This window comes from Candidatus Hydrogenedens sp., from assembly GCA_035361075.1.
In the GTDB taxonomy this organism is placed as follows: Bacteria; Hydrogenedentota; Hydrogenedentia; order Hydrogenedentales; family Hydrogenedentaceae; genus Hydrogenedens.
In genome coordinates this window covers 1-12,000 of sequence record DAOSBX010000028.1, presented here as the reverse complement: position 1 = coordinate 12,000, position 12,000 = coordinate 1, and the positions used below count along the sequence as shown (strand labels likewise).

Annotated in this window: 11 protein-coding genes; 9 read left to right on the top strand and 2 right to left on the bottom strand. The window is 38.5% G+C overall.

Translation table 11 applies throughout. The annotated features are described in order from the left end of the window. The first annotated feature begins 5 nt into the window (after window positions 1-5). Together PLJ10_09360 and PLJ10_09355 are read left to right on the top strand one after the other, a co-directional pair. Complete coding sequence (locus PLJ10_09360; GenBank protein ID HOK09856.1) at window positions 6-1,364, top strand: Gfo/Idh/MocA family oxidoreductase; 1,359 nt, start codon at window positions 6-8, stop codon at window positions 1,362-1,364. 20 nt (window positions 1,365-1,384) lie between these two features. Beyond that, entirely contained in the window at window positions 1,385-2,086 is a 702-nt protein-coding gene (locus tag PLJ10_09355) for a DUF1080 domain-containing protein (protein HOK09855.1), read from the top strand. 17 nt (window positions 2,087-2,103) lie between these two features. On the opposite strand, the gene PLJ10_09350 is transcribed toward PLJ10_09355, so the two are convergent. Both PLJ10_09350 and PLJ10_09345 read right to left on the bottom strand, forming a co-directional pair. After that, window positions 2,104-2,232 carry a hypothetical protein gene (locus PLJ10_09350; GenBank protein HOK09854.1) on the bottom strand — a complete coding sequence of 43 codons (129 nt, stop codon included), beginning with the start codon at window positions 2,230-2,232 and terminating at the stop codon, window positions 2,104-2,106. Window positions 2,233-2,430: 198 nt separating this feature from the next. Next, window positions 2,431-3,816 (bottom strand): C45 family autoproteolytic acyltransferase/hydrolase, encoded by a 1,386-nt coding sequence (locus tag PLJ10_09345; protein HOK09853.1) that lies wholly within the window; start codon window positions 3,814-3,816, stop codon window positions 2,431-2,433. Between the two features lie 299 nt (window positions 3,817-4,115). On the opposite strand from PLJ10_09345, the gene sufB reads away from it, so the two are divergent. From sufB to PLJ10_09310, 7 genes are all read left to right on the top strand, one after another. Continuing rightward, entirely contained in the window at window positions 4,116-5,615 is a 1,500-nt protein-coding gene (gene sufB, locus PLJ10_09340) for a Fe-S cluster assembly protein SufB (protein HOK09852.1), read from the top strand. Next, window positions 5,612-6,394 carry a Fe-S cluster assembly ATPase SufC gene (gene sufC / locus PLJ10_09335; GenBank protein HOK09851.1) on the top strand — a complete coding sequence of 261 codons (783 nt, stop codon included), beginning with the start codon at window positions 5,612-5,614 and terminating at the stop codon, window positions 6,392-6,394. The genes sufB and sufC overlap by 4 nt, the downstream gene beginning before the upstream one ends. Before the next feature lie 14 nt (window positions 6,395-6,408). Beyond that, the gene (locus tag PLJ10_09330; GenBank protein ID HOK09850.1) at window positions 6,409-7,725 is read left to right on the top strand and encodes a SufD family Fe-S cluster assembly protein; all 1,317 of its coding nucleotides are present in this window, start codon (window positions 6,409-6,411) and stop codon (window positions 7,723-7,725) included. A gap of 12 nt (window positions 7,726-7,737) precedes the next feature. Continuing rightward, window positions 7,738-9,018, top strand: coding sequence for a cysteine desulfurase (locus tag PLJ10_09325; protein HOK09849.1), 1,281 nt, complete (start codon window positions 7,738-7,740; stop codon window positions 9,016-9,018). Beyond that, window positions 9,015-9,473, top strand: coding sequence for an SUF system NifU family Fe-S cluster assembly protein (locus PLJ10_09320; protein HOK09848.1), 459 nt, complete (start codon window positions 9,015-9,017; stop codon window positions 9,471-9,473). The genes PLJ10_09325 and PLJ10_09320 overlap by 4 nt, the downstream gene beginning before the upstream one ends. A 125-nt stretch (window positions 9,474-9,598) precedes the next feature. Next, window positions 9,599-10,672, top strand: coding sequence for a quinolinate synthase NadA (gene nadA, locus PLJ10_09315; protein ID HOK09847.1), 1,074 nt, complete (start codon window positions 9,599-9,601; stop codon window positions 10,670-10,672). Between the two features lie 62 nt (window positions 10,673-10,734). Beyond that, on the top strand, window positions 10,735-11,715 hold the full coding sequence (locus PLJ10_09310) for a DUF1559 domain-containing protein (protein ID HOK09846.1): 981 nt from the start codon (window positions 10,735-10,737) through the stop codon (window positions 11,713-11,715). Window positions 11,716-12,000 lie beyond the last annotated feature (285 nt).

Genomic DNA, 12,000 nt, shown 5'->3' with positions numbered 1-12,000 from the left:
AAAAAATGAACAGACGTACTTTTTTAAAATGTACACTATCAGCACCACTTATTATTAAATCCTCTGTCTTAGGTGCTCAAGGAACACCGCCTCCTTCGGAACAAGTAACGATTGGTGTTATTGGTCTCGGAGGTCGGTCTAATGAATTAATAAAGACCCTTTTCCAAATTCCAACAGCACGTATCATATCTGCATGTGATTGTTTTCAACCTCGTTTAGATTCCGCAATGAAGGCAGTTGGTGAGAAGAATGGATGGCATGCATATACCCATCCAATAGAAATGTTGGATAAAGAAAAATTGGACGCGGTCATTGTACCAACTACGACCCATTCCCGTGCATGGATTTGTGCTCATGCTTTAATTCGTGGTATCGATACATATATAGAGAAACCGATGGCTCTTACAGTAGAAGAAGGAAGGGCACTTGTAAAGTTGGCTCGAAAACATAAAAGAGTAACACAGGTCGGAACCCAACAACGTTCCATCCCACTAAACAACTGGGCAAGCGACCTGGTTAAAAATGGTGCAATAGGTAAAGTGAAAAAAGTTATCTCTGCTAATTTCGTCAGTCCACTTCGCTGGGATGAAAATACACAGTATCCAGATTCGCCATATACAAATCAACCGTGGTGGGATTTGTGGACAAATCAGGCTGTATTCCGTCCGTACCACGAACAAATACATCGGGGTTGGGCAAAATGGTGGGATTATGATGGAGGCGGAGTCTCGTTTGGTGTTACGGGTTGGGGAGCACATGCCTATGACCAGATTCAGCGAGGATTAGGAACAGACCTTACAGGTCCTGTAGAGGTCATTTTAGAAGAACAAGTAGAAAATAAGCCAGCAGGTTTGTTTGAACAACGCGAAATTAAGCCAGAAGAAACTGGTGCCCCTTACTATCCAATGACAAAAGATATACAAGGACCAAGAGCCAAGGTGCGGATGCGATATGAAAATGGTGTGGAATTAGAACTCTATTACGATTCAGACCGAGGCCCTGGATTGGGCTGTATCTTTGTAGGAGAAAACGGTAGTATTGAGATTAACCGCGATGCAGTATCTTCGGACCCACCAGAAATTTTACAAAGACCTGATAGACCCGAAAAACTCTCTGTTCCAGAAACACAACCCCATCTTGAAGAATTTGTTCAATGTGTTAAAACACGCAAGATGTGTAATACAGATGTAGAAATAGGACACCGTAGTAATACAATTTGTATTTTAGTGAATATTGTCCGTGATTTAGGCAAAGTTGGCGAAGTCTTAAAATGGAATCCCGAAAAAGAAAAATTCATAAACTGTAAGGAAGGGAATGCTATGCTGTCCCGACCACGCAGAAAAGGTTACGAATTACCTACATAATTACTAACAGGAGTCGAAATATGAGAAACTATAACGTTTTTAGACTTATACTCTCTATTATTGTCCTTTGTATATATATCCCTTACATGTCGTATGCTAATGATAAAAAAGACGAATTTGTATCTATTTTTGATGGGAAAACCTTAAATGACTGGGATGGTTTACCAGGCTGGTGGTGGGTAGAAAATGGAGCCATCACAAGCCAAAGTACTCAGGAAAAACCTTGTAAAAACGCCCATTACCTATATTGGACAGGAGGAGAACCCGAAGACTTTATCCTGAAACTTGAATTTCGCTTGGAAAATAACAATTCTGGTATCCAATTTCGTAGCGAAAAGCGACCCGATTATGATATTTGGGGCTATCAGGCAGATATTGACGAATCTGGCGAGTGGACTGGCTGTCTATTTCAACATGACCGATGGGCTGTCGTAAAACGAGGATATAAAGCATGGATTGACGCCGATGGCAATCGTAAAGAGGAACAATTTAAGGACCCTAAAGAATTACTGTCCGCAGTGAAATTCAAGGATTGGAATGAATATGAAATCAAAGCCATCGGCAACCATATTGAACTTTATATCAATGGCAAACTTATGTGTGAGGTGTTCGACGACGACAAAAAATACTCTCGACGCAAAGGGTTTATTGCCCTTCAAATGCATCCAGGACCACCTATGAAAGTTCAATTCCGTAACATTAGAATAAAAATAATAAAATAACCATTACTAAACATTCATTATTTTCGGTTCTTATCTTTTGTAAAATATTCACTCACAAACATGTATGGAAAATGTATCCGTGGTACACTGTCTACCATTAATACATCTCTCCCGTCTATATTTTGCATTGAACCTATCTGACTCATTTGCCATATTCTACCAGCAAGGGGAATTACGCTCCTGACAAAATATAGATAGGTATGGACATACTATTTTTGCCAAGGAATCCAAATATATTTTTTTATTCATAAATAGGGATGCTTGTGCTATTATTTTGTAGTCAAAATCCTTTTTGTAACAGCAAGGATATAAGCAAAGGTTTTGCTATTTTTTATTTGGGTTGGTTATTTAAACCATGGTTTTAGGTCAATCTTTGTAAAAGGTCGGCGTGTAGCAGTTACTGGTGGATTATTCCCTGCATTTGATACATAGGCGACCTGGTTTTTAGGGTCAAATACGAAAGAGTGTAGTGTGTCGTCTCCAAACACAGGTCCATTGGCAAGCATGTCGATTGCTTTGCGGATGTCCACAGACTTTTCTGTTTTGGTGATTTGTTTTCCGAGCCAATCATAACGTTGGAATGAGTTCTGACTTTTCAGCAAAGGAAGAATAAGTTTTAGTTGTTCCCAGTTTTCAACTTTAATATTAAATTCTGGACCGTAATGCTTTGCCAAATCCAGTAAACCATCTTTATTAATTGGATGGTTTGTTCTACGCACCGCATCTATAATACTCCAATGCAAGGTTTCTTCTGATTCTTTAGGGTCGTTATCGGTGTAAACGACGACACGTTTAGCATCGACTTCTAATGCTCTTGCGGAAGGGATTTTTCCATCACCAACGATGAAATTCCAACCTGATGTTTGTGGTCCTTTAACAAGGACATTAACTGCAGAATCTAAATCTTCTTGTTCTAATACACGACGCATCGTTACCAGCAATGGCATTCCATCAAAGGTGGCATTCGGGCTGGGCAGTGTCATTTCACCAATGGTTATACCGTTAGAACTCATACCACTTACACTACCAATTGCTCCTGCCCAGGTCATCATCATGTATGGTTTTTTGCCTTTGGGACGCCAGACAATAATAACAGCGTCATCCTGAACGTCGGCATTAATAGTCCAATCTAAATTCCTCCCATGAATAAGTCTACCATCCGTGGTCCATCTCCCCCAGCACGCAAAATTGGAGCAACTATTGGGCATGCTCGGCGGTTTATCTGGTGGAAAGTGTAATATTTCAGGCACTGCTGAACCTAACAGAACCTCCTCATAGGTAATATCTTTTTTCCCCGCTGATTGCACACCTTCATAGATTCCCTGCACTTCCTCAAGGTATTCTGCAGGGATATGCTTTGCCATTCGTTTTGACTGTTCATAAGCATATTCTTTTGTGTAGTTTCTATTCCATAATGCCTTTACAAAATATCCTTTTTTCATTATGTTCTCTATTCTATCTGCAAGCAACTTGCCCTGTTGGAAGCCCATCTCTTTGTATGTACCTTCCAATACACAAAGGAGGTGTTCCCCTATCTGATATAGTTTCCCTTTACCTTCAGTGGCTAAAAGTTTTACTTCTGGATTTTCGATAATCTCAGGATGGTACCATTGTGCTTCCTCAGAGACTGGCTGTGTATCTTGAGCCAATATATGGAATTGACACAGACATACAAACAGTAAAGATAACACAACATAAGGAAGATAATGGAGATGGATAGTTTTGTTCATTGGTTTAGATCCTATATTGAAGATATCCTTTATAACATACTTGTTAAGACTAAAAAAACTATTTCTTTGTTTCAAAAATTTTAATTCTAGAAATCCATTTGTCAATCCAGACGAAATCTCTGAACAGAACTACTTGAAATTAAGGGCACCTTTAGCACTCCCGCAAAATAATAGAAAAGGCAAAGGGGATATCACTGTCCTTTGTTCCTATGGGAATATTCAAAAAATTTTGACTGTTAACTAAAATGTAACCCAAATATGAGATATTCTGCAAAGGATATAACAAGGGAGCAAAAAAAATGATAGATACGCCAAATTCGATATTAAAGAATGATTTTGATGCTCAGCATTCGTTAGATAACAGTGAGACTGCAATTCATGAGTTTGTGAATAAGGAATATGCGTATGGATGGGTTACACCTGTTGAGGCAGAGCCTTTCCCGATAGGGCTGAATGAAGATATAATACGGAAAATATCTGAGAGGAAGGAGGAGCCAGAGTGGATGACAGAATGGCGTTTAAATGCATATAGGGTATGGTTAGAGATGAAGGAGCCTAAATGGGCTTTTGTAAAATTTAAGACTCCTGACTTCCAAAAGATTCGTTATTATTCAGCACCAAAGATGAAGAAGAACCCAAAATCTATTGAAGATGTAGAACCTGAGATTTTACGTACCTTTGAGAAGTTGGGAATTCCTCTGGAAGAACAGAAACGGCTTGCAGGTGTTGCGGTGGATGCTGTTTTTGATAGTATCTCAGTTGCAACTACCCATCAGGAGATATTAGGTCGATTTGGTATCATTTTTTGCTCTATGTCCGAAGCGATACGGAAGTATCCAGAATTAGTAAGGGAGTATTTAGGTTCTGTTGTTCCTCCGAGTGATAATTTTTATTCCGCATTAAATTCCGCTGTGTTTAGTGATGGCTCTTTTGTGTATATCCCCAAAGGGGTTCGATGTCCTATGGATTTATCGACCTATTTTCGGATTAATTCGGGTCAGACAGGTCAATTTGAAAGGACATTGATAATAGCGGATGAGGGAGCAGAGGTCAGTTATTTAGAGGGTTGTACCGCACCGATTCGTGATGAAAACCAGCTTCATGCTGCGGTTGTTGAATTGATAGCTCATAAGAATGCCACCATTCGTTATTCTACGGTTCAGAATTGGTATGCTGGTGATGAGGAAGGCCGGGGAGGTATTTTTAATTTTGTTACGAAACGTGGCAAATGTGTTGGTGCGAATTCACGGATTTCATGGACTCAGGTTGAAACGGGTTCCGCCATAACATGGAAATATCCGAGTTGTATCTTACAGGGAGATAATTCTACGGGTGAGTTTTATTCGGTTGCATTGACGCGGAATAAACAACAAGCAGATACAGGCACGAAAATGATACATATTGGGAAAAATACACGGAGTACTATTATCAGCAAAACGATTTCGTCTGGCATGAGTCAGAATACGTATCGTGGAATGGTTCGTGTTATGCCAAAGGCTGAAAATGCAAGGAATTATACTCAATGCGATTCATTATTGATTGGTAGCCGATGTGGAGCGCATACATTTCCTCATATTGATGTGCGGAATCCTTCCGCATCGGTAGAACATGAGGCTACTACATCGAAAATTAATGAGGACCAACTGTTTTACTGCCGTGCACGAGGGATTCGCCCAGAAAATGCGATATCTCTTGTGGTTAACGGTTTTTGCAAAGAAGTTTTTGAACATTTACCTATGGAATTTGCAGTTGAAGCAACACGATTATTAAGCATTAGTTTAGAAGGAAGCGTAGGATGAATTTACTTGAAATCAAAAATTTGAAGGTGTCCGTAGAAGGACAACTAATTTTAAAAGGGATAGACCTGACTATTGGTTCAGGAGAAACTCATGCTATTATGGGTCCAAATGGTTCAGGGAAAAGTACCCTTGCCCAAGTGCTTACTGGTAATGAAAATTATGAGGTAGACCCAGAAAGCAAGATTTTATTTTTTGGTGAGGACATAACATCCACACCACCAGAAGAAAGGGCACGTCGTGGTATCTTTACTGCGTTCCAGTACCCAGTTGAAATACCTGGATTATCGAATACAGAGTTTTTACATACTGCTTTGAATGAGATTCGTGAGTGGAGACATTTGTCAAGTTTAGATATCTGGGATTTTGAAAAAATCTTAAAGGAAAAGATGAAGGAAATTGGTTTAGACCCAACTTTTTCAGATAGATCTGTAAATGAAGGGTTCTCTGGTGGTGAAAAGAAACGGAATGAGATTGTTCAAATGGCAATATTAGAACCGATATTAGCCATACTTGATGAAACGGACTCTGGTTTAGATATTGATGCCTTAAAATCTGTGGCTGAGGGTGTTAATCGTATGAGAAATCCGAAACGCTCATTCATTATTATTACTCATTATCAACGGTTACTAAACTACATTAAACCTGACTTTGTGCATGTGTTGTATAAGGGGAAAATTGTTAAATCTGGGGATTATACACTTGCATTAGAACTTGAACAAAAAGGTTATGATTGGCTGAAAACAGATTCTGAACAGGAATTATCAATTGCGAAAGCATGATAGGAATATCTTATATGGAAAAAACGCATATTGTTGATGAAAGGAAGTTAAATTTATTAGAGATTATTCCTTATACAAAAAATGGTCATGTCATACCTGATTGGTGGAAAGATATTACTTTAGACGGTAAGAATGCCTTTATACTTTTACCTATTCCACATTCAAAAATGGAGGGCTGGCGGGAAACAAACCTCTCACCATTTTTCAATCCGCAACGGAAATGGACTGTAGATATAAAGAAACAGGTTCACAGAGAACATATACCAGAAATAATTAACAAATATTTTTCCGCCCATATTCTTTGGGAAAATGGTGTTGTTACAATGGATGAAAATTTAATAGATTTGCCAGATAAGATAATAGTTTCTGACTTTAAAGAGATATTGGCGTCAGAACATGAAGAACTTCTTAAAAGTAATTTAGAACGAGACAAGGAGCCTCAGCATATATTTGAGGCTTTATCGGAGATGTTATTCTATAACGGCATTTTCATTTATTTACCCAAGGGTATTGTTATTGATGAGCCCATGAATATCTATATCATGAGTTCTGCTGACAGACAGGACACAATTGATATTCCCTGGGTGCTTATTATTCTTGACGATACTGCTCAAGCTTCAATAACATTAAATTATATAACGCATAATACGGAAAGTGCCTCCGTATGGGTAAATGCAAAAACGAAGATCGTTTTAGGTAAAAATGCACATCTTAACGTTTTGGAAAATATTCAGGGAACAGAAAAGACTTTACGATTCCATTCCATTTCAGCAGGCTTAGATAAGGATAGTTCCTTAAATTACAATTCACTTCATCTTTCAGGGCGATTTCTTCGTTCAGAAATCAATGCGGAGATTCAAGGAGAAAATGTTCAATGTCATATCAACGGTTTAACCTTGAACGAAAAGAATCACTTTTCTGAAACACAACAACAAATCCAACATTTAAAAGGGCAAAGCGTTAGCCGAATTCACTGGCGTGGATTAGGGAGAGAACAAAGTAAAACGGTGTATCGCGGAAAAATTTATATTGCCCCTGATGCACAAAAGTCCGATTCTATCCAACAGTTCAAAGGGCTATCTCTCTCAGATGGTGCAGTAATTGATGCTAAACCGCAATTGGAAATTTATGCGGATGATGTTCGATGTACACATGGTGCTACAGTTGGACCTCCTTCTGCGGAATTGATTTACTATTTTCAATCAAGGGGGATACCTCCAGTGAAAGCGAGGTCTCTTCTTGTTCGTGGTTTTGCAAATCAGGTATTGGCTGATATTCCATTTCCAAACACAAAGGAATTCATTAGTCCTTATTTAATTATGAGCTTGTAAGGATTTTTATATATGAGCCTTGCAGAGGAAAAAACTCAGAAATCACTTCGTCTACGGGCGGAGATATTGGCTCGTAGGCTTGGACTGGAAAGCATTCGTAGCCAATTTCCTATATTAGAAACAATGGTTCATGGTAAACCTTTAATTTATCTCGACAATGCGGCAACCACTCAAAAACCCCAAAATGTAATTGATACTATCACGCGATATTACTTGAAAGAGAACGCTAATGTGCATCGAGGGATACATTACTTAAGTGAAAAAATCACAGACAAGTATGAGGAAGTGCGTTCTAAGGTTGCACGATTTATAAATGCAAAGGTTGATTGTGAAATTGTATTTACCAAAGGGACAACCGAATCTATAAATTTAATTGCTCAATCCTATGCTCGCCCTCGATTAATGCCTGATGATGAAATATTAATTACTGAAATGGAACATCATTCGAATATGATTCCATGGCAGGTGGTATCACGACAGACTGGGGCAAAATTGAAATATATTCCTATTACAGAGGAAGGGTATTTAGATTTAAGTCGTCTTGATGAACTTCTAACGTCTAAAACGAAGATTGTCTCTGTAACACATGTTTCAAATGTTTTAGGGACGATAAATCCTATTCGTGAGATTGCTCAGAAGGCTCATGACGTTGGTGCTGTATTTATTGTTGATGGTGCTCAAAGTATAGCTCACATGCCGATTGATGTTCAGGATTTGGGTTGCGACTTTTTTGCCTGTTCCGCTCATAAATTTTATGGACCTACGGGGATAGGGATTCTTTATGGGAGAGCACCACTATTAGAACGTATGGAACCGTACCAAACAGGTGGTAGCATGATATTGAATGTCACTTTGGAAAATACAATCTATGCACATTCCCCACAAAAATTTGAGGCAGGGACGCCTAATATTGAGGGAGTCATTGGTTTAGGTTCCGCTATCGATTTTTTGCAATCTATCGGCATGCAGAAGATATTTGATTATGAGGAAGTATTAATACAATACGCAATGAGAACGATAGATGAAATTCCAGGTGTTCGTATATTGGGTCCCAAAGAACATCACACTGGTGTTATATCGTTTATAATGGATTCTGCACATCCACATGATATAGGACAGATTCTTGATGAGGAAGGAATTGCTATTCGTGCGGGGCATCATTGTGCTCAACCTATTATGGAACGTTATGGAGTATCGAGTACAGCACGTGCTTCTTTTGCAGTTTATAATGTAATAGATGAGATAGACGCCCTGATAAAAGCGATATACAAAATTAAGGAAATATTCGAATGAGTTCTGCCTCTAAGATACTTTATGAAAAACTTCTTTTAGACCATGCAAAAAATCCACGAAATTTTGGTGTCCCTGATGATTATGACAAAAAATTAGAGGGTTTTAATCCCTTATGTGGAGACCATTACACCTTCTATTTGAAATTGGATGGTGATGTAATTCGTGAAATCTACTTTACTGGTCAAGGTTGTGCTATCTCTAAAGCATCTGCCTCATTACTAACGACATTCCTTGAAAAACAACCTGTAAACGAAGCGGTAAGCATCATTCGCGATTTTTTAGAATTGCTACGTTCTTCTCCACAAACACCTGTGGATGAAACGAAATGGGGAAAATTAGTAGCTATAACTGGTGTCCGTGAATTTCCAATCCGAATTAAGTGTGCCTCCTTATCATGGCACTCTATCTTAGCACTTTTAGAAGGAGAGGAAACCAAACCTGTATCGACGGAGTAGTTAAAGGTAGAAACATCTTATCAAAGAACGAAGGTGCTATATTCGAGTTTATTGCTTATAGTCTGGTATAATGTAATTTTCCCTTTTTATATTTTAATTTTTCAAAACAAGGTATTAATCTCATTATGGAAAATGTACCAAATGGAACATGTATAAAAGATTATTCAACTCTTCTTGAGCGGATGAAGGAGAGATTAATAGGCATACTTCCTGAGTTTGAAATTGAGTTAAAGGCACAGTATGCATACGAGATACTTAAATTGAAAGAGGAGAAGAACGCAGTTATTTTGGGGCACAATTATATGGAACCTGCCCTATATCATTCTATCCCTGACCATGTTGGCGATTCTCTGTATCTTTCTATCGTAGCAAGCAAAACAGAAGCAGATATTATTGTATTCTGTGGTGTATGGTTCATGGGCGAGACGGCAAAGATATTAAACCCGACCAAGACGGTTCTCGTTCCGTCTCGTGAGGCAGGTTGTTCGTTAGCAGAAGGGATTAGCCGAGAGGATATTATCCAGTTAAAACAGAAGTTTCCGTCGGTTCCCATTGTATCCTATGTCAATACTTATGCGGATACAAAATCGGAATCTGATTATTGTTGCACCTCAGGGAATGCAGGCAGTGTTGTGACCTATATCTTTAAGCAGGGGTACAAGGCTGTTATCTTTGTTCCTGATGAATATCTTGCACGTAATACAGCCAACGAATTAGGTGCAAAGTTCTATCTTCCAGATGAAGTAACTATGAATGATATAGAAACAAGTTCTGAGCCCGTTGTTATTGGGTGGAAAGCAAAATGTGAAGTGCATGAATTGTTTAAGCCAGAAGATGTAGACCATGTTCGCCAACAATATCCCGATGTGAAAATATTGGCTCATCCAGAATGTCCACCCGATGTAATAAAGAACGTGGATTATGTCGGAAGTACACAAGGGATGGTCAAGTATGTAAAAGAACATCCTAATGTGAGGTTGGCTTTATTTACTGAATGTGCTATGGGAGATAATATTCAGGCAGAATTCCCTGAGATTAATATTGTTCGGGCATGTAGCCTGCGTTGTAAACACATGAATCTTATTACCCTTGAACAGACATTGGAATCGCTAAAAAAACTTCAATATCAAGTTGAAGCCCCTCCTGATATCATTGCAAAAGCAAGAGTACCCATCCAACGAATGATTGAAATCCGATAACTAAACCATCAAACACAATATCTTATATCCATAGGAATTATAAAAGTTCATAGGAGATATTTATGAGACAAAAATTAGGATTTACTTTGATAGAGTTATTGGTTGCAATCGCTATTATTGGGATATTAGCAGCAATCCTGTTGCCGGCATTAGCCCGGGCAAGAGAGTCCGCTCGTAGAGCCTCCTGTCAGAATAATCTTAAACAATGGGGACTGGTTTTTAAGATGTATTCCAGTGAATCAGCCGGTGGTAAATATCCACCTGTGCCGATGGAGTATGCAACAGCCATCGATTGTGACCAAATAGGTTTCCCATCGATGGGCAATAAATCGATTATTGTAGCTGGACCCTCTCCAAAAGCGGTATATCCAGAATATTTAACAGATGTAAATATCCTGATTTGCCCATCTGACCCTAAACATACCTCTGAAAACCTTATCAACCCTATTACTCAGCAGACGGATATAACATTTCCCTGTTCACAGAAAGGGCGAGGGATGTGGAACATGCAGGTAAGCTACTATTACTTAGGCTGGGTATTTGACCGTGGAGATACAACAGACCCACAAACAAATCTATCCCTTGTGCCTTTCTTAAATGTTGTTAGTGGTTATGCACCTACACAGATTATTCAAGGGTTATTAGAGGCTGTTTTACCCTTCTTCTTGCAACATGAAAATGGTAGAGCCGATAAAGATATTGTTATTTCTCAGGCAACTTCAGCATTGACAGGACTACCTCCAATCGGGAATGGTGGTAGTAACATAATCTACCGTCTCAGAGAAGGTATTGAGCGGTTCTTGATTACGGATATCAACAACCCTGCGTCCAGTGCAAAAGCACAAAGCAATATGTGGGTTATGATGGATAAACTTACATCCGACCCTTCTTTATATAACCATATACCTGGAGGTTCAAATGTGCTTTTCTTTGATGGGCATGTCGAATTTTTAAGATACCAGGAAAATGGACCGGCACCTATTAATAGGGGGGTGGCGACCGTAACAAATGCACTCGAAAAAATTGATTTTAGTCAATTCTAATATCCCGCAATAAATTGCCGAATTTCAATAAAATATCTTGGTTTTTTTATGGTCATTCTTACCATTTAAGTTACCGATTTGAATTATATGACAAAATATGCTAAAGGGGTTGAATACATAGTAGAATTCTAATCTAAATAGATGAAGGGTTGGATGTGGCAAATAATATTAGCAATATTATTGTAATTATATATATTAACCTATAATCATTCCTTTAATTTGCATTTTATTGAATTTAAATGGTATAATAATGTTATAAAAACCAGCGGAGGTTTAATTAACCTT

Excerpts from the sequence above, each read along its gene's own strand:
- PLJ10_09325 (HOK09849.1), top strand. The coding sequence starts at position 7,738 with ATGAGCCTTGCAGAGGAAAAAACTCAGAAATCACTTCGTCTACGGGCG.
- PLJ10_09320 (HOK09848.1), top strand. The coding sequence starts at position 9,015 with ATGAGTTCTGCCTCTAAGATACTTTATGAAAAACTTCTTTTAGACCAT.
- sufB (HOK09852.1), top strand. The coding sequence starts at position 4,116 with ATGATAGATACGCCAAATTCGATATTAAAGAATGATTTTGATGCTCAG.
- PLJ10_09345 (HOK09853.1), bottom strand. The coding sequence starts at position 3,816 with ATGAACAAAACTATCCATCTCCATTATCTTCCTTATGTTGTGTTATCT.
- sufC (HOK09851.1), top strand. The coding sequence starts at position 5,612 with ATGAATTTACTTGAAATCAAAAATTTGAAGGTGTCCGTAGAAGGACAA.
- PLJ10_09310 (HOK09846.1), top strand. The coding sequence starts at position 10,735 with ATGAGACAAAAATTAGGATTTACTTTGATAGAGTTATTGGTTGCAATC.
- nadA (HOK09847.1), top strand. The coding sequence starts at position 9,599 with ATGGAAAATGTACCAAATGGAACATGTATAAAAGATTATTCAACTCTT.
- PLJ10_09330 (HOK09850.1), top strand. The coding sequence starts at position 6,409 with ATGGAAAAAACGCATATTGTTGATGAAAGGAAGTTAAATTTATTAGAG.
- PLJ10_09360 (HOK09856.1), top strand. The coding sequence starts at position 6 with ATGAACAGACGTACTTTTTTAAAATGTACACTATCAGCACCACTTATT.
- PLJ10_09350 (HOK09854.1), bottom strand. The coding sequence starts at position 2,232 with ATGAGTCAGATAGGTTCAATGCAAAATATAGACGGGAGAGATGTATTA.
- PLJ10_09355 (HOK09855.1), top strand. The coding sequence starts at position 1,385 with ATGAGAAACTATAACGTTTTTAGACTTATACTCTCTATTATTGTCCTT.